Raw genomic sequence first — 24,516 nt, 5'->3', positions numbered from 1 at the left:
GGGGAAAATATGAAAACGAGAATCACGCTCTTAAGCTTGGCCTTACTAGGTTTTGGCATCAACAAGGCTTCCGCGCAGCTCGTGGTTACGGCCCCGGTGCTGGAGGTGCAGTCGGGAGTGCAAACCGGCCTGCAGAATACCATGAAGGGCCTTTCCTCGGCGGCAAACGTGCTGGTGAAGGCTGGCGTGAAGGAGCAGGAACTGACAAAGGTCTTCTCGGAAAAGAACCTGCAGCTGGCCAAAACCTGGTACGACGGTCTACTACAAGTCAGCTCGGCGGTGCGTGGCTACCGGCGCGTGCAATCGGTGTTTGAGAAGCAGGGCCGCATCATTCAGAACTACTCGACGGCCATCGAAACCCTGCGCCAGTCGCCCTACGTGGCCCCGGAGCAGCTTTCGGCCATGACGACGATTTACACCAAGATGCTAACCGAAAGTGCCAATACGCTCTCGGATTTGCAGACCATCGTGAGCCCGGCCATGCTCAAAATGACCGACGCCGACCGGATGCGCTTCATTGACAAGCTCGACGCCAAAATCACCGACCAGCTGGGCCTTATCAACTACTTCACCCAGCGCAACCTCGTGCAGATGCACTTGGCCGAGCAGAAAGCACAGGACACGCAAGCACTCAATGCGCTAATGGGCGCCCGCTAAGGTCTACTTCCACTTTCACAGGCTAACTACTATGAAATCAAGCACTCAACTCCTCGTTGTGGGCCTGGCCCTGCTGGCTGGCCCGGCTTACGCACAAATGCCGGCCGTTATCTCGGCCCCAATTGCCGAAGACCAGTCCCGCAAGCAGGTGGTGCACCAGGGCATTTCGACTACGCTGCTGGGGCAGGGCAAGGTGCTGGCGGGCGACATGACCAAGGTCAGCGGCCAGATTAAGGGCGTTATCGACCAGACCCAAGCCCTGCACGACCAGTGGTACAGCAGCCTGCTGCAAATCAGCGCCGGCGTGCGCAACTACCGCCGGGTGCGGGAAATCTACACCCACCAGAGCGAGATGATAAGCCAGTTTTCAGCCATCATTCCTGAACTGCGCACCAAGCAATTGTCACCGGCCCAGCTCAGCGAAGCCTCGACGGTGTACCAAGGCATTCTGACGGAAAACATTGCCCTGATGGGTGAGCTGGCCGGAGTGCTCAGCGCCAGCAAGGCGAAAATGACCGACCCGGAGCGCATCGAATTCATCGACAACATCGCCGACCGCATCAGCGAGCAGCACAACCTGATGAACTACTTCAGCAGCAAGTGCCGGGCTATTGCGCAACAGCAGGCGCAGCAGGTGCAGGACCGCGAATCGATGCGCGCTTTCATGACGGCCCGCTAGCGCGACAGCTTCCTACCCAATCCCTACTTCCGACTTATGAAAACTTTCCTTTGCCTGCCCTTGGCGCTGCTGGCTATCAGCTGCAGTTCCGAGGTGGCCAAGCCGGACCCACGGGTGGCCACCATTCACCAGCAGCATGAGCAGCTACTGACGCAGCAAAAGCAGTACGTCGCGCTGCTTCCCACGCTCACCGGCCCCGAAAAGCTCAGCCCGGCTCATATCAAGGATTCGGAGCAACGCTTCGACGATATAGTGCAGCAGAGCAAGGAAAACCTGACCGCACTGGACCAACTCGACCCGGCCAAGGCCCAGGACCCGGCGCAAACCACACTGGTCGGGGAATTGGCCGCGAAGGAAGCGGGCATTCTGGCGCGGGGCACCCGGCGGCTGGCCAATGTGCACGACGAGCACTACCTGCCTTAAGCTGCCTTTCCTGACTTCCCATCCCTTCAACTTTCGAACTACCCCATGGACCCAACTTCCATCGACCTCAACATGGCCCTGTATGAGCAAAAGCTCGAAGGGATTTACACCGAGATGCTGACGTTTACCGCGCAGTTCATCAACCTGGGCCGCGCTATTGGTGGGGTGGGAGCATTGCTTTTCATCAGCAGCCGGGTGTGGGGCCACATTGCCCGGGCCGAGCCCATTGACTTTTTTCCACTGCTGCGGCCGTTCGCCATTGGGCTGGCCATTCTGCTATTTGTGCCGCTGTGCTCGGGCCTACGCGGCATCACCATGGCCGTGGCCCACGGCACTGATGCCATTCGCCTCGGGCAACTGGGGGAAGTGAACCGGCTGACGGGTGAGCGGGACCGGCTGGCCGCCGATGCCAAGGCCAAGTCGGATATGCAGATAAACGAGAAGTACGAGGAAGACCTGGGCAAGCTTGGGGCGCTGGACATCGGCCGCAAAGCCACGCTGGCCATGAACCAAGTGCAATACTCGGTCGGGCAAAACTTCCGGGAATGGACCAAATCCATCCTGGAATTAGGGGCGCTGGCGGCCAAGCTGGCCATTAGCCTCATTTCTACTTTCCTGCTGGTGCTGCTCAGCGTGGCCGGGCCGCTGGCTTTCGGCATCGCCATCATTCCCGGTTTTGGCGGCGGGCTGATGAAGTGGTTCGGCTACTTCATCACCATTTCGCTGTGGGTGCCAGTGGCCAACATCTACGCCGCGGTGCTGGCGCACGTGCAGGTCACGATGCTCAATAGCAACATCCAACAACTGCAGGCCGGCGGCAGCGTCGAATCAGCCGACATCGGCTATCTGTGCCTGCTGGTGCTAGCCATCGTGGGCTACCTGATGGTGCCCAAAGCAGCTGACATGCTCATCGACGGCTCAGGCGTAGGCCGCGCCGCTACTTCATTTATCACCACTACCACGGTGGGGGCAGCCGGCATCGCCGGAGCCACGGGCGGCGCAGGTCTGCGCACCGGGGCCGATGGCCTGGGAGCCGCCGTAGGCGCGGGGCAGGGACTAGCCGGCATGGGCGGCAGCAGCAATGCCACGCGGGGCGAATCCTTCGGCCACCGGGCGGGCTCGGCGGTGCGCGAGCGAATCAATCGCCTGCGTGGCTAGGGGAGTCGCTCCTCATTCTTTCACTTTCCCATCCCGCTATGTTCGCGTCACTTAAAACCATCGACTCGGCTTTTCAGCAGGTCAAAACACTGGCGCTGCTCTTCATTGTGGCCGTGCTGGTGCTGGCCGGCACCATTGCATACTTCGCGTTTCAGTCTACCAACGCCGCGGCCAACCGCATCTATGTGCTGGAAGGCGGGCAGCTGCTCACGGCCGGGGCGCAGGATGCGCGGGCCAACCGGCCGGTGGAGGCCCGTAGCCACGTCACGCGCTTTCACGAGCTGTTTTTCACCCTCGACCCTGACCAGAAGGCCATCGACAGCAACGTCAACAAGGCCCTGTACCTGGCCGACAATTCGGCCAAGCGGCAGTATGAGAACTTCAAAGAGAAGGGCTTCTACAACGACTTGATTGCCGCCAACATCAGCCTGGAAATGACCGTGGACAGCGTGGTGGTCACCAACTCGCGGCCGATGGTGGCCCGCTGCTACGGGCATCAACGGGTCATCCGGGCCACCTCGGTGACCAACCGCAACTTCCTCTCCGAATGCTCGCTGCGCGACGTGACCCGCTCGGAAAACAACCCCCACGGCTTCCTGATGGAGAACTGGCGGGTGCTGAAGAATGAGGATTTGAATACCCAGCCCCGCTAATCTGCTCCCATGGAAACCAAACCGCACGACGCGCAATTTCTTCGCACCCGCAAGATGGCAACCTTCCTGCCGGTAGTGGGTGTGCCCTTTCTGGCCGTGATGTTCTACCTGGGTGGCGGTGGGCAGAGTACGCAGGCAGCAGCGCAGAGCACCGCAACCGGCTTCAACACCAACCTGCCCAAAGCGGAAAAGGCCACCATCACTACCAGCAAGCTCGAAGCCTACGCCAGCCCGGTCGATTCCATGCGCAACCGGGGCCTGGTCGATGCTAAACTGGACACGGCGAAAGGTACCGGCCTGGCCTACGGCATTGGAGCCGATGGGAAAGCCGGCCCCAATGGCTCGGTGGATAAATCGGTGGCCGCCGCCCAGCAGCAGCTCATTGCCGCGCAGCAGGCCCAGCTAAATGGTGGTGCCAATACTACCGCCGCCCCGGCGACTCAACCCGGAGCCCTCACGCCGCAGGAACAAATGGAGCTGATGCGCACGCAGCACGAGCGCGACCTAGCCGAGCAAAAGGCCCAGCTACAAATGGCCGCGATGCTGGCCCAGTCGAATAGCGCTGGTGGGGGAGGGGCTGCTCCTCGGGCAGTGGCCGTAGCCCCTAAAAAGAAGAAGCCCAGCACCCGGCTGCGCGCTGTGGACGATGATGCCGTGGTGTCGCGCCTGGGCTCCAACGGACCGGGACGAAAGCGCACAGCCTCTTTTCAGGGCTTTGATGCTGACACCGGCGCGGGCGGCGACGGCAATACGCTACCGGCCGTCATCCACGAATCGCAGGAAGTAGTGAGTGGCTCGCTGGTGAAGATGCGCCTCACTGAGTCCGCCGTCATCAACGGTCACTCATTGCCAGCCAACACTTTCATCTACGGCAAGTGCAGCCTGGCCGGCGAGCGGCTGAGCATTGCCATCGAAACGCTGAAATCGGGCAACAGCGTGTTTCCAGCCGCGCTGGAAGTGTACGACGTGGACGGGCTGGAAGGCTTGCACATTCCCGGCGCCATTACCCGCGACGCCGCCAAGCAGGCCGGCGCGGAGAGCCTGGGGGCGGCTGACATGATGACTATGAGTGCCAACCCCGCGACCGCCGCGGCCGGCGTGGCCGTGAGTGCCGTGAAAGGTATCGGCCAGAAGAAAATCCGCCTGGTCAAAGTCCGCCTGAAAGCCGGCTACAACGTGATGCTCAAAGTAGACAAAGACTAACAACTCCTTCCCATGAAAACCACCCTATTTGCTACCAGCGCACTTTTTCTCAGTCTAGCCGCCGCTCCAATAAGAGCTCAAACGTCGGCTGCCCGAATGCTACAATACTCGGAAGCCAACAAGCTGCCGACCTATCCGCTCTACATCAGCGACCAGAAAACCACCCATTTGGTATTCCCCTTTCCGGTCACCTACGTCGACCTGGGCAGCTCGGGCCTGATTGCGGCCAAGGCCACCGGCGCGGAAAACATCGTGCGGGTGAAAGCGGCGTCGGCCGGTTTTCCGGAATCTAACATGACCGTGCTCACCTCCGATGGCAAGCTCTATTCCTTCGTGGTGAACTACCAGCATGACCCCAAGGTACTCAGCCTCGACCTCGGTGCTGCCGGGTCGGCCTCGTCGGCACAGGGCGAAGCCATTCTGTCGAACTCGCCCATCCCGCAGGGCAATCTGGATGCTTACTCCCGGCAGGCGCTGGCGGCGGGTGGCACTTCGGCCAGCGAGAGTGCCAACCAGCTAAGTGTGCGCGCCGGAAACGTGGGCTACAAGCAGGAAACGCTGTTTTTCCCGCTGCACATCGCCAATAAGTCGAACGTGACTTACGACGTAGACTTCGTCAAATTCTACATTCAGGATAAGCAGGTGGCCAAACGCACGGCCGAGCAGGCCCTGGAAATCACGCCCATATACGTCTTCAACGGCGGGCTGAAAAAGATTGACGCCAAAGGCCAGCTCGAACAGGTCTACATCTTCAAGAAATTCACTATCCCCGAGCAAAAGCAGCTCATCATCGAGGTGTATGAGAAGGGCGGCGGGCGCAACATTAAGCTCAAGCTGGCAAATTCTGACCTGCTCAAAGCTCGCTCTTTTAAGTAGGGGTTGGCCCGTTTACAAAGCAGTCCGCCCGTTCAGAAACGGCCAAACAGGAACACCAAGGCTTCATTCGCCGTTTAGAAGCAGCTAAGGGCATTCGTTTCCCCGCTGGAACAGCGGTGAGGCACGTTGCCTTCCACTATTCGCACTTCTATGTCAGACTACCAAAGAGGACTCGACGAAGGCCGCAACGAGCAGTATTCCTACCAAGCCTCGCGGCAGGTGGGGCAAGGACTTGGCAAACTGATTGGCTGGGTATTGATAGCGGGGTCCCGGGTGGTGGTAGAAGTGCTGCTGGCGGCACCGTTCCTGATGCTGGGTTTCGTTGTAATGGCTCCCCTGGATTTTCTTGGGCCAGTGCTCGGGGCAGTCCGCTTGCTGGGAATCGGTATCATGGCCTACTTGTTTTATGCCGGCCTCTACTGGCTGAAAGGCTTAGTGGTTGCCCAGCATCGCCGCGAGGGTTGGCTCTGGCTACTGCCGTTCTCAATATGCGTAGCGGTTACTTGCCTATTGCCCGGATGGCTGGTTCGGCAGTTTGTCACCAGCTCGTTTCCCACAGCCAGTCCAGTATGGGGCTGGGGCCTCGGGGCAGCGTTTGCCCTGTTTGCCTACGGGCGCTACCGCTTCACCGAAGACATCGCCCCCAGCTTGGCGCTATGGTCTTACCGCCGGGGATATAACTGGGCCTTGCGGTAATGCTCAAGACTATTTTTTCACACTAGGCTGTCACAGTTTTGGCCCTCGACGCTTCGGCTCGGGGGCTTTTTGTTTGTTAACTTCCCGTAGTTGCTCCATTACCGGCATTACCAGCCTTTGCTCCACGATGGGTGGAAACAAGCGGTCGGGGCTGCGCTGCATCTGCTCCAGGCGCGTAGCAATGGCGGGCCAGCGGTAGCCTTGCATTTCGGGCTTCATGTTGAAGTCGATGTCGCCATAGAAAGCCAGGGCGCGGGGCACTTCGGAGGAGGAAGTGTTGAAGCGGCCCTCGTAGGCTTGGCGCATCTGGTTCAGAGTGAGCTTTTCACTCAGTGCGGCCACGTCCACAAAGTCGCGGAGCCGCTCCCCGCTCATCACCACGCCGGCCAGCTTCATGGCGCCCAAGTCTTCGAGCGAGGCCATGCGAATGTTGGAGCCGGGATAGAGCACGGCCGGTCGTAACAGCGGGAAGCCGTAGTTCACCACATCGGTTTTCACTTGGCCGATGACGCCCTGGATGGCAGCTTTGTCCCATTCCGGCTCCTGCGCCCTCATGCGCTGGAGCGCGCCGTCGGCGCGCATCTCATATTCGCTTATCAGCAGGTCTTTGATTTCTCCGTCAATCGGCGTAGGGCCGTCCGAAAAAAGGTCGAGGTCCCGGCTGCGACGGTGGCCCAGATGTAACGCCAAAGCCGTTCCCCCTACCAGGACGAACGGCTTCAGCAAGGGCTCCTGCATGAGTTGCGCTAGGAGTTGAAGGTTTGCGGTATCGACTGCTTGCGCTGGTAGCATCTAAGCGTTTCCTTTTCGATGTGGAAGAACTGGCACACGGCCGCAATAGCGGCGTCCGACATATAGGGTACCGTTTCGACGATTTCCTGCACGCGCGGTCGGCCGTAATATTCCAGCATGGCGGCCCAATCTTCTTTGCTCCCGCGCTGAATGACGCGCTGCACGATGGTACGGACCATGGCCTGCGGGTCGATGGTGTCAGGGTCTACGTCCCAGAGGAGCGTGGGCAGGTGCTCGGCTAATGGGGCCGGCACGACCTGCGGCTCGGGCGTTGCAACTGTAGCAGAAGGGGTATGCTTTTCCATGAGTACAGGATATGTGAGCCGGGGCTAGTAGCCTCTCGTGTGGCAGCAAAGCATATTCCCCAAACTTAGATTGGGGGACTAAAGGGAGACAGGCAGAATCAACTCCTGGTCTATTTAAACACCTTTTTAGGGCCTATGGTTGCGTTAAACCAGCCGGATTTAGTAAAGCTATCATTACGGCAGGCGAGGGCCTACGCTCGATTCATCAAAGTGCAGATACGGCTCGTACTGATAGGCCGACTCCCCTTGCGGGCTGGCTCCCGGCGCATACCTGGCGAAGGGGTCAGGGCCAGGGGCCGGCTGGTACTCGGCATCGAGCGCGGCCGACAACTGCTCCAAGTCAATCTGCCCGGCAATATATTGGTTCTGCAGCTCTACCAGGAGCGCCGAGGGCGGGCGATTTTGGCTCATTGACACGCCAACCGCAAACTTCACCACCTCGCGACGCTGCTGCTTGGTTTGCTCGTTTTCGGAGAAATAGAGGGCCTTTTCCACCATTACAAGATACGTATAAAAGCTCGCACCGGCGTTCTGGGAGGCCCCAAATCAGCTCGCTTTCGAAATCACAACTTAGGGCCTCGACGCTTCAGTTCCGGTGCTTTTTGAACTAGCTCGTCCTTGCTGGCTACGGGTGCTTTCGGTGGTTCCGGGCCGGTGGATGGCGCGGCCTGCAGCGGCGGCCCGACCACCAGCAGCACCACCGTAACCAGGGGCAACGCCTTTAGCAACCGCGCCACGCGCTGGCGCAGCCGGGCATCTTCCATCTTGGCGGGCATTTGCTCCAGTAGCTCGGCTCCGGTTTTCAGGATGGCCAGCCGCGCCGGCTGCTGCGCATCGGCATGCACCACGCCGCGGGTGCCCTGCATAATCTGCCGGGCTATTGCGGTGTGGCGCCCTCCCAGCAGCGCCCGCCAGATGGGCTCCTGGCTCTGCTGTACCTCGCGCATGGCATCCATGCGCTGCAGAAAATCAGACACTGGCACGGGCGCAGCAGGGGCTAGCACCAGCTCCGGGAGAGGCGTGGTAATCTGGCCGAAGAAGGCGCGGAGCGGCTGCAAATCGGCTTCCGGGTTCCCGGTAGGCCGTAGAATAGCGTAGTCCCGGGCCTGGTTATATTGCTTGGGGTGCGACTGCGCGACGAGATTCACGTCGTAGCCGGCATTCTCCGCCAGCACTTGAAAAGCTGCGCCCAGGGTCCGGCCATTGCCCTCCCGAAAGGCGTGGGCGTAATTGTACTGGTCGAAGTAGTAGGCGGCCCGCGCCACGAACTGGTCTTTGTCCAGCCCTTTCAGAAAGCGCTCAGCGGCCAGCTGCTGCCCGATGGCATCCAGGTGCACGGGCAGTTGCTGGTAGCTGCCAAAGTACATGGTGTACAGGCCGGGGCCGTCCTTATCGGCCGAAGTTGACTTGGTGGCTTGGAACTTACCCCAGGCGCGCGTTTCGCCGGCCCAGGGGTACACATCTTGAAAAAGGTGGCGGTGCAACGCCTGCAGGCCCTGGGCATTATGGGGTGCTATTTCCACGTGGCCGGCAAGCACCTCCAGCAGGCGGAAGTGGAAGCGGTTGCCTTCGACCTCGGCCAGCTTGTCCTCATCGGTGATGTTGAGCTTGTTAATCAGGACACCGGTGTGGGGGTCGGTAAAACCGTCAGTCATAAGGGAAAGCCGCGCGGGAACTGGGTAAGCAAGCAAAACGCCCCACCAACCGGCAGGGCGTTAGCGAATAGATTAAGAAGCGAAGGGCTAGTGCGATAAAGAGCGGGCCTTGGCCACGGTGGGTGCCGGCCGTGGCGCCACTGCCAGGATGCCATCGGCGCCCCGCGTGGGTACCGGCGTCTGGGTCTGGGCTTGGTAGTGGGCATCAAGCTGGGCGTTTACCTCGGCCAGGCTCAGCTCGCCGTTGATGTAGCGCTGGCTCAGCTGCTCGGCAAAGGGGCTCAGCTTGCGGTCCTGGGTCGCGTTCAGCGCGGCTGCCCGGTCCGACAGCGCCTGGCGCTGCTCGCGGGTTGCTTCCTTGGGGCCGAATTTTACGAGGGTATCCATGTTGTTTCGCCTGAGTGGTCTACTACGGCAAACGAAAGTTAGGCAAAAATGTGCCAAACCGCCCTACTGCTTCGCCCCGGCCGCCTGCGCATCGGCCAGGGCCGCATCTAACACCACTTGCACGGGCACGGCTAGCAGCTCGGCTACCCGGAGCGCCTCGGCCACGGTCAGGCCGGAGGGGTCGGCTTCGCGCTGCTTGATGGTGCGGTAAGTCATCTGCAGGTGCTCCTGTAGCTCGCGCTCGGTGAAGGAGAAGCGGCCGTGCCGCAGCAGGTAGCTGAACTGCTGGCCCGCCGGCGGGGTAGCGCCGGGCGGAGCCGAGGGAGGGGATGGGGTTTTCATGCAGGCAGTATAACGCTTCCCGGCATTATGGGAGCAGCAGGGCAATCTACTCCCGGCGCGTACCAGCGGACGGCAACCCGCCCGCTGGCAACGGTGCTCAGGCCGCAAGCTGCAGCTGCATTTGGGTGCCGGGCGCGGCCAGCTGCTCCGCCTCGGGCACCAGGGGGTGCGTCTTGGTGGTGGCGGCTTTGGCCTGGCGGGCGCGGTAGGCGGCCATTTCGGGGCCGGGCAGCCACTGCTTGCCGGCGCAGGCCCGGAGGTTGAACTCCTGCCAGAGAAATTCCTCGCGGAAAATTAGGTGCACGGTGCCTTTCTTGAAGGCCCGGATTTCAAAGAATCGGCTGTACACCGTCCATACGCCGTTCGGGTTGGGGTTCTGGTTGCCGTAGCGGTCAAGGGCCGTATCGATGCCCACGCAGGTATCGTAATTCTCGCCCGTCAGGTAGCACATCACCCGGTCGATGTCGGCGTAGTCGTCGCGGCGGCTCCAGTTAACGCGGAAGCCCTTGCCGGAGAAGCTTTCTTCCACCGCGTAGGGCAGAATGACCTTGCGGTTAACCTTCCACTGCGAGTTGGTGACCCAGCCCTCCACGTGCAGGCGGTTTTCCTTGTGGTACTTGGTGAAGGTGTCGAACACCGATTCCACGGCCTGCTCCATAATGGTTTCGCGGTTGTCGAGCACCAATGACACCAGCTCGGCCACGGCCTCGTGGGTGAATTCCTGGTAGCCCTGGGCCTTGCTGAAGGCCGCGAAGTTGCGGCGCACGTCGGCCGTCATCAGCTTCTGGATGTTCACCTTGTCGAGCACCAGCCCCCAGATTTGCTGGTTCATCTCGTCGGCAAAGTTGTTGTAGCTCGTGCGCAAGCTGCCGCGCTCCAGGCTGGCCTCGGCTAGTTTCAGCACGTCCTGGTATTCGCTGCGCAGCAGGCTTTTAGCGTAGAATTTCATGCCCTCGCGGGCCTGCAGGTAGGCAGCGTACTGGGCTTTCAGGCCTTCGTACTCGGCGGCCATGTTACCAATAACGTCGCGGGTGGCCACGGCATTGGCAAACAGGTTCTCATCCAGCTCCGGCCCCCGGCGGCCCCGGCTGCTGAACTCGAACGTGAGGCGGTCGGCCTTGGCGGGTTTGTGCAGCCGGACCAAGCTTACCGCTACGTTGGTGGGGCGCTCAGCTTCGGCAAAAACGGCCCCCAGGGCCTCGCTCGTGCCATGGTCCTCGATGAGGCGGGCCAGCAGCTGCCGGGTTTCGGAGTAGGGATTGACCAGTGTTTCGGTGTTGAGCAGGCACACCACGTCGCCGCCGGCGGCTACCACGTCCCAGGCTTTGAGCAAATGCCGGTCGCCGTTGGAGAAGGGCGGGTTCATGATAATAAGGTCGAAAAAATGGTCGCCCCGGTAGTTCAGGAAGTCGTTGGCAATGACCTTGTAGCCCTTGTCGTGCAGCACGGCGCGTAGCTCGGGGTCGGCTTCGCAGCAATACACGTTTTGCTTGCCGCTGCGGCTGTGGTAGTCCTCCCGGTCCAGCCAGGCCGTCAGCTCGTCCACGATGGCCCCGCTGCCGGCGCTGGGCTCCAGAATGGTTAGCTTGCGCAGGGCTGCCGCGGCCGGGTTGTAGCGGCGGTACCGGTCGCTGCCCGGCTCCTCGTCGCCGGTGGAAGCGGGGTTGAAAAACGGGTCGAGCATGCGCTGAATAACGGCGGCCGGGGTAGGGAAGAACTCAGGATTGAGCATGGCGCTTAAAAGGGATAAGGTGATAGTGTACAATCACTTGCTTATTCTATTAAACGCAATTTCAGACGTTTTTGTTGCTAAAAAGACAACAATATTTAGCTAAAATCCGCTTGCTGTTTTGACTGCACCAACTCCTTCTTCCCCCTTGTTCCTTATAAAAAACTGCCGGCGGTACGCCGGCCCCAGCACGCCGCTGGCGGTACCGGCCCTTGCCGGTTCGGCCAGCAGCCAATGAAAGGAGGGAGGCCCGGCCGGGGCTGCAAAGCGCACCGGGGGCGGGGCCGGTATTCCGGCGCGACCAGCGGGAGCAGAGGAGAGCCGGCCCCGCTCCCGAGTAAGCGCCGCTGCCTGGGCCGGGCCGGCGCGGTGGGGTTTTGCGAGAAGGATAGGAAGAGCGCGAGCAAAGGGAGCGGTGCGCAGCACGGTAGCATAGCGGACTTCTGCATAGTCTGGTCCAGCGGGCTCGCCCTCCCATAATCCCTTAAAACAGCCTGTATTCGGCCATGCGGGGAAAAATTTAAGCTATGTCGTAAACTTACGTCACATCATGTCGTATATTTGCGACATACGTCCATCCTTGCTTCTGATGCCTATGTCTTCCAACGCGGATAACCTAACTCATCCCCTGCTGCGCGTGGTGCTCGAACGGGTGTTGCGCACCGAATGCCTGGTGCTGGAAGGCCTCCGGCTCCAGACCCAGGGCGGCTACAACGGCCTGCCGGGCGGCGGCGGCGAGGAACGCCTGCAGGCCGCCGAAGAGCGGGCCTACCAGCGGGCCGAAACCCTGCTCACTCAATTGCTGGCCGCCGCACCAGCTGTCCCTTCCGCACTTCCTGCTTCCGCCTAATGACTTACGCCAAAACCGCCGCCTTCACCGAAGAGCAACAGTACCTATCTCGCGTGGCCAAAGCCCTGGCCCACCCGGCCCGGGTGGCCATCATCCAGTTTCTGGCCAGCAAGCAAACCTGCATATCCGGCGACATTGCCGCCGAGCTGCCCCTTTCACGCACCACCGTGTCGCAGCACCTGCAGGAGTTGAAGGCGCTGGACCTGATTCGCGGCGAGATTGATGGGCTGACGGTGTGCTACTGCCTCAATACCGAGCTGCTGCACAAGGTGCACCAGCAGTTCACCGCCTTTTTCATCGAGGCTACTAGCGGCGCGGTCTGCGGCCCGGACGATGCCTGCGCCTGCTAGGCCCACTCAACTTTTCATCCTCTTTTTAACAACGAAACGCCATGAAAATCTCTGAAATCAAGAAGTCCCTGGCTGAAGTGGAAGCCATCAATTTCCGCCTACCCACGGGCGAGTACCTGCCCGCGCACTTCCACGTCACGGAAGTGGGCTTGGTCAGCAAGCATTTCATCGATTGCGGCGGCGTGGAGCGCCACGAGACGGTGGCCAACTTCCAGCTCTGGGAGGCCGGCGACTACGACCACCGGCTAGCCCCCCAGAAATTCCTGCACATCCTGGAGTTGTCGCAGCGCATTCTGGGCACCGACGACCTGGACATTGAAGTGGAGTACCAGCAAGCCACCATCGGCAAGTTCGGCCTCACGCGCGAAGGCAACGACTTCGTGCTGACCCAAAAGCAGACGGCCTGCCTGGCGCAGGATGCCTGCGGCATTCCAGCCGCCCAGTCGTTTGCGCTGCCCCAGCTGCAAACGGTCGGCAGCTGCACCCCGGGCGGCGGGTGCTGCTAACACGGCCCAACGGCGCGGCCCCAGCGGGTCGCGCCGTTTGACTTTCTCCCCTTCATTTTTTCTGCATTCGATGACAATTGCGTTTTTCTCCGACGTGCACGGCAACCTGCCGGCCCTGGAAGCGGTGCTGGCCGACATGGAGCAGCGCCGGCCCGACATGATTTTCTGCCTCGGCGACCTGGTGGGCTATGCGCCCTGGCCCAACGAAGTGGTGAACGAGGTACGCCGACGCGGCATCCCCACGCTGGCCGGCAACTACGACCAGGGCATCGGCCTGGCCAGCAGCAACTGCGGCTGCGCCTACAAAACCGACACCGAAAAGGACCTGGGTGCCCAAAGCATCGCTTACACCAACCGCATTGTGGGCGATGCCGAACGGCGCTACCTGCGCCTGCTGCCCAAGCATATGCGCCTGGAGTTTCAGGAGGAGCCCTGCACCCTGAACCTGCTGATGGTGCACGGCTCGCCCCGCAAAATCAACGAGTACCTGTTTGAGGACCGGCCGGAGGCCAGCTTCCTGCGCGTGCTGGCCGAGGCCAACGCAGACATCATGCTCTTCGGCCACACCCACAAGCCCTACCACCGCACGTTTGCCTACGAGGTGGACGGCGAAACCCGCTACCGCCACGCGCTCAACATCGGCTCGGTGGGCAAGCCCAAGGACGGCGACCCGCGCGCCGCCTACCAGCTGCTGCACCTCGACCAAAACACTTCGCTCACCGACCCCGGCAGCGTGCGCTCGGAACTGGTGCGGGTGGAATACGACGTGGAGAAAGCCGCGCAGGCGGTGGAAGCCTCGCCGCTGCCCAATGAGTACGCCGATATGCTGCGCAAGGCTTATTAATCGGAGTTAATTATGACCATTGAACCACTCAGCGAAGCCCATTGGCCGGCAGTAAAGTCCATCTACGAAGCCGGCATTGCCACCGGCAACGCCACGTTTGAAACCCAGGCCCCCGATTGGGAGGCCTGGGACCGGGCGCACCTGGCGCACAGCCGCCTGGTGGCCGTCGATAAGGAAGGCACGGTGCGGGGCTGGGCGGCGCTCTCGCCCGTGTCGAGCCGCTGCGTGTACGGCGGCGTGGCCGAAATCAGCATCTACATCGCCGCCGCCGCGCGCGGTCAGGGCGTGGGTCGGCAGCTGCTGCAAGTACTGATTGCGGACTCGGAGGCCCACGGCATCTGGACGCTGCAGGCCGGCACCTTCGAGGAGAATGCAGCCAGCATTGGCCTGCACACGCAGGCCGGCTTTCGCGTCATCGGCCACCGCGAACGGATTGGCCAGCACCACGGCGTGTGGCGCAATACGGTGCAGATGGAGCGGCGCAGCCCCACTGTCGGCGTCGCTTAACTCAACAGCTTACTTTCTATGACCGCCCTGAACCAACCCCTGCCCACCGCCCCAGAACCCGCCGCGCTGGCCGAAAAGAAACTTTCGGGCCTTGACCGGGGCCTCACGCTCTGGATATTCCTGGCCATGGCCCTGGGCGTGGGCCTGGGCTACTTCGTGCCGGGCATCAACGGGGCCATCAACTACTTCTCGGTGGGCACGGTGAACGTGCCGCTGGCCATCGGCCTGATTCTGATGATGTACCCGCCGCTGGCCAAGGTCAAGTACGAGCAGCTGCCCACGGTCTTCAAAAACACGCGCATCATCAGCCTCTCGCTGTTTCTGAACTGGATTCTGGGCCCGCTGCTCATGTTCTTCCTGGCCATCTGGCTGTTGCCCGACAAGCCCGAATACATGATGGGCCTGATTCTTATCGGCATTGCCCGCTGCATTGCCATGGTGCTGGTCTGGAACGATTTAGCCGACGGCTCCCGCGAGTACGCGGCCGGGCTGGTGGCGCTCAATTCCATCTTTCAGGTGCTGTTTTACTCGGTGCTGGCTTGGCTGTTCATCACGGTGCTGCCGCCCTACTTCGGGCTGAAAGGCTACGCGGTGAATATCGGCATCTGGGACATTGCGCAGAGCGTGCTGGTGTACCTGGGCATTCCCTTCGCGGCCGGCTTTCTCTCACGCACCGTGCTGCGCCGCCTGAAAGGCGACGAGTGGTACGAGAAAGTGTACATCCCGGCCATCAGCCCCATTACCCTGGTGGCGCTGCTGCTCACCATCGTGGTGATGTTCAGCCTCAAGGGCGAAACCATCGTGCAGGTGCCGCTCGACGTGCTGCGCATTGCGCTGCCGCTGGCCCTGTACTTCGGCATCATGTTCGTGCTCAGCTTCGCTGCCGGCAAGTACCTGGGAGCCGACTACGCCGAGAATGCCAGCATTGCCTTCACGGCTACCGGCAACAACTTCGAGCTGGCCATTGCCGTGGCCATCGGGGTATTCGGCCTGAACTCGGGCCAGGCCTTCGCGGGCGTTATCGGTCCGCTGATTGAGGTGCCGGCGCTAATTGCGCTGGTCAACCTGGCCTTCTGGTTCCGCCGCCGCTGGTACGGCGGCAAAACGGTGGCCCCGGCCGCGTAACCCTTCCCTGCTTTAATTCCTTGTCATGTCTGTAAAGAAAAACGTGCTGGTGCTCTGCACCGGCAACTCCTGCCGCAGCCAGCTGCTGCACGGCTACCTCGGCCAAGAGCTAGGCGAGCGCGCCGCCGTGTACAGCGCCGGCGTCGAGGTGCACGGCCTTAACCCCCGCGCCGTGCGGGTAATGGCCGAAGACGGGGTGGACATCTCGCATCACACCAGCAACCACGTCGACGAGTACGCCGCCGTGCCGTTCGACTACGTGCTTACGGTGTGCGACCATGCCAACGAAGTGTGCCCGGTGTTCCCGTCCACCGCCAAGAAGCTGCACCACAACTTCCCCGACCCGGCCAAGGCCACGGGCACCGATGAGGAAATTATGCAGCAGTTTCGCGCGGTGCGCGACCAGGTGAAAGCCTACGCCCACGACTTCGTTCAGGCGCAGTTCCAGACAACTTAAAGTGGCTGAATAACAGTTGTATAGACTGGTAGAGTCTTACGCGGAATTCTTAGCTCAAACGCACGGTTGAGGTAAAGAGAGTTTTTCCCTCTCGCCCTGCTATATGGCAACTAACAAACCGGCCGGCGACGGCCACCGCAACGGCGCAGTGCGCGACCGTTCGCAAGTTTTCAACCCCGTCACGGAGCAATACGTGAAGCGGAACACCACCAACGGCCAGTTCATGGACGTGAAGCAAGATGGTACGCCCTTCAAAGGCGTGCGAAAAGAGAAGGGGGGCAAATAGCACTACTTCTACTCTGCTTTTTCTCAACAAAAAGGCGGCTCCGAAACGGAGTCGCTTTTTTATTTTAATTGTTGCCCCCGCTAATGCAGGTATCACGCCGACACCACTACATTCCCCAGTTCCTCATCAAGAATTTCGCGGATGCGGATGGAATGCTCTACTTGCTTGATAAGCAGACGGGTAGAATAGCCAAGCAGCGGCAAAGCCCGAAGGCCATATTCTTTGAAATGGACCGGAATACGGTTCTCTTTCACGGCCAGCCCAAAGACCATCTGGAAGCCCTGTATGCAGCTTTGGATGACAAGGCCGCCGCCGATTTGCAAAATGTCCTGCTCTCCCGACAAGCTTCTCTCGAAGAAGTGGTGAGCATTGTTGCACTGGCCAGCTCCCTTAAATGGCGCATACCGGCGAGCGACCCGGAGTTTGGCCGACTGAAAGAGGAGTTGAGCCTGGCCGACTTAAAGGCTGAAATCCGGCCCATCGACCAAGCTAAACCAGTGGACCAGAACGCGCTGAACCAGTTGGTGGATTCGGATGCTATCAAAGAGGCCAAGCGTATCTTATTGCCCCTGCTGCCGTTGTTTGACGAGAATAAACTTACCGACATTCACGCCAGCTGGTTTATTCACTCGCAGTCCGATGAACGGTTTCCCTCCGTAATTGGAGACTGCCCCCTACTGGAAAGGCCCAATGCTGACTATAGCAAGCTGGAAGACTTCATCTTTCCGCTAAGCGCTACCGATACGTTTGTTTACAAGCACGGGGCTCAGAAGCGGATTAAAAGCCCAATTTTTACTATCCAGAAGGACTTAGCTACCCTTCACTATTCCACGCGTTACGTTGCGTGCAGGAGCAAAACGCACTTGGAAACCATCGTGCAGATGTACAGCGCAATGCAAGCTCAAAACCAAGTAGGACAGCTCACGAAGCTCTTATTTGACTTCATCGCCTAGTCCCTTTAGCGAAATTCGAAACCCTGAGCAACTATCAGCCAGGTTCACTCCCCACGTTTCGCGCAATCTTTCACAGGATGCGGTTAACTACCCACGCCACCGCCAAGCTCTTCTAAAGCCCTTAGCCTCGGCGTCCGCAACGGTTAAGGCGTAAAACTCACCTGCCTTGTCCAGCTTGGTTCGGTCGTACATCTGGTCAAATGGCAAGTGATAAATCCGCTCACCCGTTGCCGGACTGATGTGGCATTTTATCATCGGAAAAGCTCCCAGCTTCACCTGCTCCCGTACCTGGACTCCTAAAGCCTGGGCAAATTTGCGGGCCGTATCCGACAAATCCGTTGAGGTGCAAAACACCCCCAGAATGTTACTGGCGGACAGTAACTGCGGGAAAAGGTGAAGCTGCTGCTCAGCTAGCTTTTTCTGCGCTGAGTCCAGATAGAATTTGACGGTGGTCCCGAACAGCTGATTGATGTGCTTCTCGTGGATGAGCTTGTGCTTGCTCCAGTACTTGCACTGCACGATGAGGGTGTTGCCGTCTTTACGACAGATTAAGTCCCTTCCCAAATCCTCCTTGCCATTCTCAATACCAAAATAGGTTACAGTATAGCCTTCGCACTCATACAAGTACCCCACGAAGCGCTCGTAGTCACGGCCCAGTTGATAAGGGCTTTTCCGGCCCTGCATGTATCGCTCCAGGGCCCGCTGGTTACGCTCGGTCGTGGAGAGGCTGCTGTATTCTCCGGCCGTCAGAAAAACACTCACCGGGTCGGCCTCCTGCGGTGCTTGCTCGCCAAACGTATCCTTTATTTCCAGCAGCGCCTCCTCTATTTCTCCTTCGCGGAACTCCGTCAGAAATGGAAACAGGCCTTCGTACTGGTTGATGACATACTGCAGGTGCTTTAGCTGAGCAGCTAGAATGCGCTTCTCTTTGCCGACTTCACGCACTGCCTGGGCAGAGGACTTGGCTGGCCGGGGCTTAAAGGCCAAATAGTCAGCAACCTGATTGTTGTTGAGTAAGACCAGGTCCGCAATTGCCCCAGCCAGCCAGGGAAAGCTTTTGCTTTTCTCGGTTAACACTTTTTCCAATCGAGCCACATCAGCGGTACGCTTGTCGAGTATTTTCTCCCGGACATTTAGCTCGGAATTCCTGGTTTGGTAATCCTTGTAAAGGCTGCTCTTTTCCTGCGCCAGCTGCTTATCAAGCCGGTTTTTTCTAATTGCTAGCAGCCCTAATCCAACCAGAAATCCGAGCAACACCAACCATAGATACAGATACTCGGCCATAAATAGTCAAGCTAACTAATAGTCATACCAGAGAACGAACAGGGACGATTACACCGAGCGCGCAATCTTCAGCATTGCCGCCGGCGAGTCGCCAAACTTGCACAGCGCCTCGCAGTGCTGGCGCAGCTCCGAAAACAGGATGTAGCGGATGGTGGCCCCGGCGGCCCGAATGGCGGGGCGCGAGAGTTGGGCCTGCACTTCCTTCTCGCGGGCATCGGGCACCACCAAGTAGAGGGCCGTTTCGTGCTCGGGCATGGAGAAGGCCAGGTCCGTCAGGCGCAGAATGCCGCTGTAGATGCTGGTGCTTTTCTCCACCTCGAAGGCTGCTACCACGCGGTTGGTGCCGGGCGCAAACCACACGATGTCAATCAGGCGGATGGTGCTGGCCACCTCAGCGGGCACGGGCAGTTCGGGGTGCTGGTCGAGGCAGAGAAACGAGAGCTTCTGTCCGCCGCACAGGCGGTTGCGGTCGTTGATAGCCGTGGTCACGTCGCAGCCCAGGGCCTTGCCCACGCGCAGCAGGTGGTGCTGCATCTCGGTGTGCTGATTTTCCTCCTGCGCTTCGGTCTGCACCTCCTTGTGGCGCTTCTGGGCCTGCTGCTGGTACTTGTCGCGGTCTTCGTCGGTGGCAAACTGCTGGTCGCCGGCAATCATCTTCTTCACGCCCACGTCGAAGAGAAGGCCGCTCAGCGCCCCGTAGTCGAGGCTCAGGTGCTGGCGGTGCTCCTGGTTAAGGTCGCGCAGCCGGTCGCGCATGCGCAGGTATTCCGGCCAGGAGCCGAGCTTGATTTTCTCCCCGAACAGGGCATTGAAGCCGTTGACGATGGCCGTGTTACAGGGCGGCATCAAGGTCGGGTGCAGGAAGTACAGGATGCTGGCCACCGCCGGGCCGAGGCCCTTGATTTTGCGGCGGTCCAGAATATCGATTTCCTTGAGCAGTTGCTGCTCGGTGGTGGCTGCCAGGCAGCTTTCCAGAAACTGGCCGAAGGCCCGCTTGTTGTCCTCGTGCTCGTAGATGTCGGGGATGCGCAGCTTGGGTTTCCAGTAGAAGGGGTGGGCCGCGCCCTGAAACACCTGCTTCTGCTCGCTGATGACGCTGAGCACGAATTCAAGCGAAGTGCCCTTAAAATCGTTGCCGAAGCTGCCGGCTTTGATGTCCTTCACCACCTGCTGCACCCCGCGCCGGATGGAGCGGAAAGCCTTCAGGCGCTCTTCGTTGTTGATAAACCAGGTATTGTAAACGGACTCGGAATCAGCTTTGTATTGCTGGATAAGGGGTGGTAGCGCGGCGGACATAAATCGGGGTGGGCCAATGGAACCACTAAGATGCGCAGAACCCCGGGGTCCGCAAGCCGGGACGCTCTAAATCCGCCGTCTCGGCCGGTTGTTGCGGCCTAATGCGTCATCCCGGGCATGGCCATTTGCGGCATATTCATCGGCTGCCCGGGACGCATGGTAAGGTCGCCGTACCGGGCCGCCACGTAGTAACCCGCGGCTAGCATCACCAAGGTGAGCACCGTTACCAGCGCTTTGCGGCCGGCCGAAACCTGGCCGTCGCCTTCCATGCGCATACCTGGCATGGCGTGTCCGGTGTGCGCGCTGGCGGCCAGCGGGGCGGCGTGCGTCATGCCGGCCATGGCCATGCCCGCGTGCTGGTGCCCAGCGGCGACCGGGGCCCCGCCCTTGCCCAGGGCCCGCTCGGTGCCCATGCCGTGCTTGAGCTGGTGCTTGACCAGCCACCAGTTGACGGGGTAGGCCACCACGACGCCCACGAGCGTCGCGGCCGACATCGAGGCCCAGAACCAGGGCGAGGTGGCTTCCATCGCCCGCATGTCGCGGCTCATGAGCAGCACCATGGTGGGCAGCATGCCGGCCATCATGGCGTTCATCGACATCCACTCCGGCAGAAACGAGCTGCGCACGGCTTCTCCGTAGCTCATGTTCATCATGTCCTTCATAAACAGGGCCTGGAAGATAAACAACCCGAATAAGAACCCTGCCGCGTATTCCACCCAGATATCGGTGCCCATGCGCAGGCCAAAGTAGCCGGTGATGGCGGCGGCCACGATGATGCCCGTAGCATCGCCGGCCGCGCAGTGAATCGTGGAGCCCACGGCCTGCTTCCAGAGTGGCGCTACGAACTGCTCGTGGGTACCGGGCGAGGGCTCGCGGCACGAAAACCAGTACACCAGCAGCCCCACCGGTCCGGTGTAGAGCGTGACCAGCACCCAGCCCCACTTCATCACTTTCATCTCCGGGGTGCTGGCAAACAGGTCCCAGGCCACGTAGAGCACCGAGAGGAGCGTGAGGCCGAACCAGGCCCAGAGCAGCCATTCCGGCAGCCAGGGAGTGTTGTGCATTTCCATTGGGAATGGGTGTAAATTAAAAAGCAGCGGGCTACGTAGCCCGCTGCTTTTCAGGTGAAAGGAAGGAGGACATTAGTAGCCTTTGTTGGTCAGCAGCCACTCCTGCATCTCCTTTATTTCCATCATTTGCTCGTCAATTATCTGTCGCGCCAGGGCTTTGGTTTCGGTGTGGCGACCCAGGTCCAAATCGGCCTGCGACGTTTCGATGGCGCTCTGGTGGTGGTCCTGCATGAGTTGGGCAAAATCGCGGTCGGTATTGCCGGTGATAACGCGCAGGTCGTTGGCGCGCATCATCTTATCCATGGCCATCATCTGGCGCGTGTTAAACGCCGGTACGAGTGGCGTTTCTACCCGGTGACCGGCCAGAAACGCGTTAAACTGCGTAATTTCGGCCTGTTGCGCAGCAATGATGCGGGTGGCCAGGTCCCGCATCTGGGTGTCCTTGCCATTTTTCAGTTCCTCCTGGGCCATGGTAATGGCTCCCTGGTGGTGCATCACCATCATCATGGCGTAGTCCTGGTCGGGGTCCTGGGTTTTCATCATGGCATCCATCTTCTTCATCATGTCGTGCATGAGGGTCATCATGGTGTTCTGGTCATGCGCCTGCACTTTCAGGCTGTCAGAATCGTCTTTGCTGCACGAGGAAACGAGCGTAACGGAAGCCAGCAGCAGGGCCAGCAGGGGAAGGCGAAATAGCTTTTTCATAATAGCAGGACGTGGTTAAGTTTTCCTGATTGCTAAAACGGCCTGCTCTAACCCAGGATTTATACCGATGCAGCCCCGGCTTGCATAATTTTCAACTAACCCACGCTGCCCATCACCAGAGCCGCTCGCGACTATCACAAAAAAAGGCAGCCCGGAATGGGCTGCCTTTTCGTGCGTTTGAGCGGTACCGCCGGACGCTACTTGTTACGCGTGAGCCAATCCTGCAACGCCAGGATTTCCTGGCGCTGGTCAGCAATGATGGCCTGCGCCAGGGCGCGGGTGGTGTTCTCGCGGCCGTGCACCAGCAGCGCCTCGGAGTTGTCGATGGCCGCCTGATGATGGTCGACCATTAGTTGGGCAAAGTCATAGTCCGACCGGCCCGTGATGGTGCGCTTATCGCTGCTGGCCATCATTTTATCCATGTTGGTTTTCTGGAGCTGGGTGAATTGTGGCACGAGGGGCTGCCGGGCCGAGTGGCCGCTGAGGAAGGCGTTGAACTGCGTGATTTCGGCCTGCTGCTTGGTGATGATGGTCTGGGCCGTCGTTTTCATTTCCTGGTTGGAGCCGCTTTTCAGCTCCTCCTGCGCCATTTTGATGGCCGCTTCGTGGTGCAGTACCATTTGAGCCGCAAAATCGTGGTCGGGGTCCTGGGTTTTGGCCTGCGCGTCCATCTGCGTCATCATGTCCATCATAATGGTCATGTACACACTCTTGTTATGGTCAGGGTCCATGTCATGGCTTTTGGAGCAGGAAGCCACGAAGAGCCCTAGCAGGGCCAGCATCAGCAAGGGTATACGGAAACGAGGCATGGAAATTATGAATGTTTGATGAAGTTCCATAACACCCCAGCCGGCCGCTTAGATTTTACATATCCGCGCAATTTCCATGCATAATTTCCGGCCTCCTTCACGCTCCCGTTTCATCGTCCGCGCCGCGGTTGATGATGGGCAGAATCTGGTACAGCATCTCCTTCGGGATGCCCAGCATATCGCGCTTTTCCGCGTAGTTCTCTAGAAATAAGGCAAAAGGGTGTACGCTCTGCATCTGCCGCTGCTCGTCCTCGGCTGCGCTCATGCCCTCCCAGGCCGGGGCATTTAGGTACGCCACATACTCTTCCAGTGTGTCTTCAAACACCAGCCGCCCATCCCGGAAGTCCTCGTGGTAGGCCAGCAGCGTATCAACGTCGATGATAATGAGGGGGCGCACGTTGTGCACGGGCAGCCCCTTCTGCGTCAGTTTAGCCAGTTCCTCCTGAAACCAGTCGTTGACGACCACGTTCAGGCCCGGCTGGTTGTAGAGCCGGTCGTGTACCACCAGCACTGGGTATATTATCAACTCCGCCGGGTCGAAATCCCTGTCAAACGGCAGTTGTTGGCGCAGCAAGCGTTCCACGTTTCCTGCCAGCTGCCGTGTTGCTTTGGGGTGCTGGTCTTCATCTTCGTAAAACTTCTTCCGTACCTCGTCCAAGTAGGTGGCAAAGTCGTGACCTGCCTTGGCATCCTTGTGAACCAGCACGTCCTTGGACTCGAAGAGCACCGCCCGGTTACCGTCGCGGAAATAGTAATCCGGTTCGGACTGCCCTTTTAGCTGCCACCCGTCGAAGATAGCGCGGCCGCTCAGGGCCAAACCACGGCCTTGGAAAATGGCATCCAGCAGGAGGTAAAGCAGGTACTGCTCTGAGAACAGGTCACAGTACACCGAGCGCCAGTCGGGCTCCCGCTGGCTTTTCGGCAAAGCCCGGTTGGCCAGATTGAACTGGAAATACAACCCCTTGTGTAGGGTTTCCAGCACCAAGACGGGGTATTCCAGCACGAAGGTGCCTGGCGATTCTTCACAGAGGGGAGTTGAGCGCAGGCTGGTAAAGTCTGCCATATCTAGGGGTTGTCCTTCTGGCAAGGTGAAGTGCCGCAGGAATGCGCAAGCCTCATCATGGTCTGGTCCGGGGGGCACCTCAACGGAAATACGGCCCGGGGTAGCAGTTTCGGTTACGGGCTTGATAATTCCACTTAGCTGGTTGAAGAAGGATTGCCAGTTTTTGCAATTAAAACGCTGCAGAAAAGCTCCCAGCAAAGGGGCAAAGCGGGACTCGGCCTCCAGAAACTCAAATAGCCGTACCGACTTAATAATCTGCAGGATGGCGATATGAGGCAACCGATGGTTTATCAACTCGAAATCCGAGAAGGTGCCTGCCAGCGCAGTCGCCGCGAGTGGCTGGTGGGGCAACAGCTGCCGGGCTGTCGTCATGGCTTGGTATTGCTCTTTGATATAGGCTGCATTCAGCACTAGGCACGCCGTGAACATGCTGCGCTCAAACTCGGCATCTGTTTGCTTAACCGGCCCGGCTGCCATCCCAAAGCAGTAGCCAAATAGCTGAAGCGCTGTTTTAGGATGGAAAAAGTTGAGCTTGGTGCCAACACGACTGGCCAGCGCCTGAGTCAGCAGATAAATGCGTTCGGCAAATGGGTCGCTGGATGGCCCGAAAATCTGTTGCATGTCCGTAACGTAATCACGGGCATGGGCCGGGGTTTGGCTCAGATAGCCGAGCAGGTGCGAAACGCCCTGCAAGCCATCCAAGCGGCTAACATCAGTCAAGCATGCTGTTACAGACGGGGTGGGTCCACTGAATAGGTCATCGAATTCAACGAGTAGCTGTCGGGTCATGGGTAGGCAATGAATTTGCAAGGTTGGTTGCTCGCTTTCTACTTTCTAAAGGTATCAACACAAAAAA

31 protein-coding genes are annotated in these 24,516 nt (G+C 59.7%); 17 read left to right on the top strand and 14 right to left on the bottom strand.

Annotation, left to right across the window (positions count from 1 at the left end):
* The first annotated feature begins 9 nt into the window (after positions 1-9).
* From SD425_RS26990 to SD425_RS26955, 8 genes are all read left to right on the top strand, one after another.
* A complete protein-coding gene (locus SD425_RS26990; protein ID WP_324679974.1) occupies positions 10-657 on the top strand; it encodes a hypothetical protein in 648 nt (215 codons plus the stop codon).
* A gap of 31 nt (positions 658-688) precedes the next feature.
* The gene (locus SD425_RS26985) at positions 689-1,336 is read left to right on the top strand and encodes a hypothetical protein (protein WP_324679972.1); all 648 of its coding nucleotides are present in this window, start codon (positions 689-691) and stop codon (positions 1,334-1,336) included.
* Positions 1,337-1,372: 36 nt separating this feature from the next.
* Positions 1,373-1,759, top strand: a complete 387-nt coding sequence (locus tag SD425_RS26980; RefSeq protein WP_324679970.1) for a hypothetical protein — start codon at positions 1,373-1,375, stop codon at positions 1,757-1,759.
* 45 nt (positions 1,760-1,804) lie between these two features.
* Positions 1,805-2,917 carry a hypothetical protein gene (locus SD425_RS26975; RefSeq protein ID WP_324679968.1) on the top strand — a complete coding sequence of 371 codons (1,113 nt, stop codon included), beginning with the start codon at positions 1,805-1,807 and terminating at the stop codon, positions 2,915-2,917.
* 38 nt (positions 2,918-2,955) lie between these two features.
* The gene (traK, locus tag SD425_RS26970; protein ID WP_196288826.1) at positions 2,956-3,570 is read left to right on the top strand and encodes a conjugative transposon protein TraK; all 615 of its coding nucleotides are present in this window, start codon (positions 2,956-2,958) and stop codon (positions 3,568-3,570) included.
* Between the two features lie 9 nt (positions 3,571-3,579).
* Entirely contained in the window at positions 3,580-4,773 is a 1,194-nt protein-coding gene (traM, locus tag SD425_RS26965; protein WP_324679965.1) for a conjugative transposon protein TraM, read from the top strand.
* Between the two features lie 12 nt (positions 4,774-4,785).
* The gene (gene traN / locus SD425_RS26960) at positions 4,786-5,649 is read left to right on the top strand and encodes a conjugative transposon protein TraN (protein WP_324679963.1); all 864 of its coding nucleotides are present in this window, start codon (positions 4,786-4,788) and stop codon (positions 5,647-5,649) included.
* A gap of 150 nt (positions 5,650-5,799) precedes the next feature.
* Entirely contained in the window at positions 5,800-6,345 is a 546-nt protein-coding gene (locus SD425_RS26955; RefSeq protein WP_324679961.1) for a hypothetical protein, read from the top strand.
* Between the two features lie 30 nt (positions 6,346-6,375).
* On the opposite strand, the gene SD425_RS26950 is transcribed toward SD425_RS26955, so the two are convergent.
* From SD425_RS26950 to SD425_RS26915, 8 genes are all read right to left on the bottom strand, one after another.
* Positions 6,376-7,083 (bottom strand): nucleotidyl transferase AbiEii/AbiGii toxin family protein, encoded by a 708-nt coding sequence (locus SD425_RS26950; protein WP_324679959.1) that lies wholly within the window; start codon positions 7,081-7,083, stop codon positions 6,376-6,378.
* Positions 7,084-7,091: 8 nt separating this feature from the next.
* Entirely contained in the window at positions 7,092-7,442 is a 351-nt protein-coding gene (locus SD425_RS26945) for a DUF6922 domain-containing protein (RefSeq protein WP_324679957.1), read from the bottom strand.
* A gap of 174 nt (positions 7,443-7,616) precedes the next feature.
* Positions 7,617-7,940: an antitoxin VbhA family protein gene (locus SD425_RS26940; RefSeq protein ID WP_324679955.1), complete on the bottom strand. Its 324-nt coding sequence runs from the start codon at positions 7,938-7,940 to the stop codon at positions 7,617-7,619.
* Positions 7,941-8,005: 65 nt separating this feature from the next.
* Positions 8,006-9,097, bottom strand: a complete 1,092-nt coding sequence (locus SD425_RS26935) for a Fic/DOC family protein (protein ID WP_324679953.1) — start codon at positions 9,095-9,097, stop codon at positions 8,006-8,008.
* 87 nt (positions 9,098-9,184) lie between these two features.
* A complete protein-coding gene (locus SD425_RS26930; protein WP_324679951.1) occupies positions 9,185-9,484 on the bottom strand; it encodes an antitoxin VbhA family protein in 300 nt (99 codons plus the stop codon).
* Positions 9,485-9,547: 63 nt separating this feature from the next.
* Entirely contained in the window at positions 9,548-9,826 is a 279-nt protein-coding gene (locus SD425_RS26925; protein WP_324679949.1) for a hypothetical protein, read from the bottom strand.
* A gap of 97 nt (positions 9,827-9,923) precedes the next feature.
* A complete protein-coding gene (locus tag SD425_RS26920) occupies positions 9,924-11,558 on the bottom strand; it encodes a DUF4942 domain-containing protein (protein ID WP_324679947.1) in 1,635 nt (544 codons plus the stop codon).
* Positions 11,559-11,657: 99 nt separating this feature from the next.
* Positions 11,658-11,981 carry a hypothetical protein gene (locus tag SD425_RS26915; protein ID WP_324679945.1) on the bottom strand — a complete coding sequence of 108 codons (324 nt, stop codon included), beginning with the start codon at positions 11,979-11,981 and terminating at the stop codon, positions 11,658-11,660.
* 163 nt (positions 11,982-12,144) lie between these two features.
* On the opposite strand from SD425_RS26915, the gene SD425_RS26910 reads away from it, so the two are divergent.
* The 9 genes from SD425_RS26910 (at position 12,145) to SD425_RS26870 (ending at position 17,433) form a co-directional block, all read left to right on the top strand.
* Entirely contained in the window at positions 12,145-12,405 is a 261-nt protein-coding gene (locus SD425_RS26910) for a hypothetical protein (RefSeq protein ID WP_324679943.1), read from the top strand.
* Positions 12,405-12,755, top strand: a complete 351-nt coding sequence (locus SD425_RS26905; protein WP_196288698.1) for an ArsR/SmtB family transcription factor — start codon at positions 12,405-12,407, stop codon at positions 12,753-12,755. Before SD425_RS26910 ends, SD425_RS26905 begins: the two co-directional genes overlap by 1 nt.
* A gap of 41 nt (positions 12,756-12,796) precedes the next feature.
* Positions 12,797-13,261, top strand: a complete 465-nt coding sequence (locus SD425_RS26900; protein ID WP_324679939.1) for a DUF6428 family protein — start codon at positions 12,797-12,799, stop codon at positions 13,259-13,261.
* 70 nt (positions 13,262-13,331) lie between these two features.
* Positions 13,332-14,105, top strand: coding sequence for a metallophosphoesterase family protein (locus tag SD425_RS26895; protein ID WP_324679937.1), 774 nt, complete (start codon positions 13,332-13,334; stop codon positions 14,103-14,105).
* Positions 14,106-14,117: 12 nt separating this feature from the next.
* On the top strand, positions 14,118-14,612 hold the full coding sequence (locus tag SD425_RS26890) for a GNAT family N-acetyltransferase (RefSeq protein WP_324679935.1): 495 nt from the start codon (positions 14,118-14,120) through the stop codon (positions 14,610-14,612).
* 18 nt (positions 14,613-14,630) lie between these two features.
* Entirely contained in the window at positions 14,631-15,737 is a 1,107-nt protein-coding gene (gene arsB / locus SD425_RS26885) for an ACR3 family arsenite efflux transporter (RefSeq protein WP_324679933.1), read from the top strand.
* A gap of 25 nt (positions 15,738-15,762) precedes the next feature.
* Entirely contained in the window at positions 15,763-16,194 is a 432-nt protein-coding gene (locus SD425_RS26880) for an arsenate reductase ArsC (RefSeq protein ID WP_324679931.1), read from the top strand.
* Positions 16,195-16,297: 103 nt separating this feature from the next.
* Positions 16,298-16,480, top strand: a complete 183-nt coding sequence (locus SD425_RS26875; RefSeq protein WP_044518383.1) for a hypothetical protein — start codon at positions 16,298-16,300, stop codon at positions 16,478-16,480.
* A gap of 83 nt (positions 16,481-16,563) precedes the next feature.
* The gene (locus SD425_RS26870; RefSeq protein WP_324679924.1) at positions 16,564-17,433 is read left to right on the top strand and encodes a DUF4238 domain-containing protein; all 870 of its coding nucleotides are present in this window, start codon (positions 16,564-16,566) and stop codon (positions 17,431-17,433) included.
* An 87-nt stretch (positions 17,434-17,520) separates the two neighbouring features.
* Here SD425_RS26870 and SD425_RS26865 read toward each other — a convergent pair whose 3' ends face one another.
* From SD425_RS26865 to SD425_RS26840, 6 genes are all read right to left on the bottom strand, one after another.
* Positions 17,521-18,717: a restriction endonuclease gene (locus SD425_RS26865; RefSeq protein ID WP_324679922.1), complete on the bottom strand. Its 1,197-nt coding sequence runs from the start codon at positions 18,715-18,717 to the stop codon at positions 17,521-17,523.
* Between the two features lie 48 nt (positions 18,718-18,765).
* Positions 18,766-20,013, bottom strand: coding sequence for a hypothetical protein (locus SD425_RS26860; RefSeq protein ID WP_324679919.1), 1,248 nt, complete (start codon positions 20,011-20,013; stop codon positions 18,766-18,768).
* Positions 20,014-20,111: 98 nt separating this feature from the next.
* A complete protein-coding gene (locus tag SD425_RS26855) occupies positions 20,112-21,002 on the bottom strand; it encodes a DUF4396 domain-containing protein (RefSeq protein WP_324679917.1) in 891 nt (296 codons plus the stop codon).
* A gap of 153 nt (positions 21,003-21,155) precedes the next feature.
* The gene (locus SD425_RS26850; RefSeq protein ID WP_324679915.1) at positions 21,156-21,788 is read right to left on the bottom strand and encodes a DUF305 domain-containing protein; all 633 of its coding nucleotides are present in this window, start codon (positions 21,786-21,788) and stop codon (positions 21,156-21,158) included.
* 197 nt (positions 21,789-21,985) lie between these two features.
* Positions 21,986-22,597, bottom strand: a complete 612-nt coding sequence (locus SD425_RS26845) for a DUF305 domain-containing protein (RefSeq protein ID WP_324679913.1) — start codon at positions 22,595-22,597, stop codon at positions 21,986-21,988.
* Positions 22,598-22,694: 97 nt separating this feature from the next.
* A complete protein-coding gene (locus SD425_RS26840; RefSeq protein WP_324679911.1) occupies positions 22,695-24,449 on the bottom strand; it encodes a hypothetical protein in 1,755 nt (584 codons plus the stop codon).
* Between the last annotated feature and the right edge of the window lie 67 nt (positions 24,450-24,516).

It is taken from the genome of Hymenobacter sp. GOD-10R (genome assembly GCF_035609205.1).
Lineage (GTDB): Bacteria > Bacteroidota > Bacteroidia > Cytophagales > Hymenobacteraceae > Hymenobacter.
The sequence above is the reverse complement of the archived record's forward strand: the minus strand, read 5'-3'. Positions and strand labels throughout refer to the sequence as shown.

Bases quoted from the DNA above. Each gene is read 5' to 3' on its own strand.
- SD425_RS26990 (WP_324679974.1), top strand. From the start codon at position 10: ATGAAAACGAGAATCACGCTCTTAAGCTTGGCCTTACTAGGTTTTGGC.
- SD425_RS26985 (WP_324679972.1), top strand. From the start codon at position 689: ATGAAATCAAGCACTCAACTCCTCGTTGTGGGCCTGGCCCTGCTGGCT.
- SD425_RS26980 (WP_324679970.1), top strand. From the start codon at position 1,373: ATGAAAACTTTCCTTTGCCTGCCCTTGGCGCTGCTGGCTATCAGCTGC.
- SD425_RS26975 (WP_324679968.1), top strand. From the start codon at position 1,805: ATGGACCCAACTTCCATCGACCTCAACATGGCCCTGTATGAGCAAAAG.
- traK (WP_196288826.1), top strand. From the start codon at position 2,956: ATGTTCGCGTCACTTAAAACCATCGACTCGGCTTTTCAGCAGGTCAAA.
- traM (WP_324679965.1), top strand. From the start codon at position 3,580: ATGGAAACCAAACCGCACGACGCGCAATTTCTTCGCACCCGCAAGATG.
- traN (WP_324679963.1), top strand. From the start codon at position 4,786: ATGAAAACCACCCTATTTGCTACCAGCGCACTTTTTCTCAGTCTAGCC.
- SD425_RS26955 (WP_324679961.1), top strand. From the start codon at position 5,800: ATGTCAGACTACCAAAGAGGACTCGACGAAGGCCGCAACGAGCAGTAT.
- SD425_RS26950 (WP_324679959.1), bottom strand. From the start codon at position 7,083: ATGCAGGAGCCCTTGCTGAAGCCGTTCGTCCTGGTAGGGGGAACGGCT.
- SD425_RS26945 (WP_324679957.1), bottom strand. From the start codon at position 7,442: ATGGAAAAGCATACCCCTTCTGCTACAGTTGCAACGCCCGAGCCGCAG.
- SD425_RS26940 (WP_324679955.1), bottom strand. From the start codon at position 7,940: ATGGTGGAAAAGGCCCTCTATTTCTCCGAAAACGAGCAAACCAAGCAG.
- SD425_RS26935 (WP_324679953.1), bottom strand. From the start codon at position 9,097: ATGACTGACGGTTTTACCGACCCCCACACCGGTGTCCTGATTAACAAG.
- SD425_RS26930 (WP_324679951.1), bottom strand. From the start codon at position 9,484: ATGGATACCCTCGTAAAATTCGGCCCCAAGGAAGCAACCCGCGAGCAG.
- SD425_RS26925 (WP_324679949.1), bottom strand. From the start codon at position 9,826: ATGAAAACCCCATCCCCTCCCTCGGCTCCGCCCGGCGCTACCCCGCCG.
- SD425_RS26920 (WP_324679947.1), bottom strand. From the start codon at position 11,558: ATGCTCAATCCTGAGTTCTTCCCTACCCCGGCCGCCGTTATTCAGCGC.
- SD425_RS26910 (WP_324679943.1), top strand. From the start codon at position 12,145: ATGCCTATGTCTTCCAACGCGGATAACCTAACTCATCCCCTGCTGCGC.
- SD425_RS26905 (WP_196288698.1), top strand. From the start codon at position 12,405: ATGACTTACGCCAAAACCGCCGCCTTCACCGAAGAGCAACAGTACCTA.
- SD425_RS26900 (WP_324679939.1), top strand. From the start codon at position 12,797: ATGAAAATCTCTGAAATCAAGAAGTCCCTGGCTGAAGTGGAAGCCATC.
- SD425_RS26895 (WP_324679937.1), top strand. From the start codon at position 13,332: ATGACAATTGCGTTTTTCTCCGACGTGCACGGCAACCTGCCGGCCCTG.
- SD425_RS26890 (WP_324679935.1), top strand. From the start codon at position 14,118: ATGACCATTGAACCACTCAGCGAAGCCCATTGGCCGGCAGTAAAGTCC.
- arsB (WP_324679933.1), top strand. From the start codon at position 14,631: ATGACCGCCCTGAACCAACCCCTGCCCACCGCCCCAGAACCCGCCGCG.
- SD425_RS26880 (WP_324679931.1), top strand. From the start codon at position 15,763: ATGTCTGTAAAGAAAAACGTGCTGGTGCTCTGCACCGGCAACTCCTGC.
- SD425_RS26875 (WP_044518383.1), top strand. From the start codon at position 16,298: ATGGCAACTAACAAACCGGCCGGCGACGGCCACCGCAACGGCGCAGTG.
- SD425_RS26870 (WP_324679924.1), top strand. From the start codon at position 16,564: ATGCAGGTATCACGCCGACACCACTACATTCCCCAGTTCCTCATCAAG.
- SD425_RS26865 (WP_324679922.1), bottom strand. From the start codon at position 18,717: ATGGCCGAGTATCTGTATCTATGGTTGGTGTTGCTCGGATTTCTGGTT.
- SD425_RS26860 (WP_324679919.1), bottom strand. From the start codon at position 20,013: ATGTCCGCCGCGCTACCACCCCTTATCCAGCAATACAAAGCTGATTCC.
- SD425_RS26850 (WP_324679915.1), bottom strand. From the start codon at position 21,788: ATGAAAAAGCTATTTCGCCTTCCCCTGCTGGCCCTGCTGCTGGCTTCC.
- SD425_RS26845 (WP_324679913.1), bottom strand. From the start codon at position 22,597: ATGCCTCGTTTCCGTATACCCTTGCTGATGCTGGCCCTGCTAGGGCTC.
- SD425_RS26840 (WP_324679911.1), bottom strand. From the start codon at position 24,449: ATGACCCGACAGCTACTCGTTGAATTCGATGACCTATTCAGTGGACCC.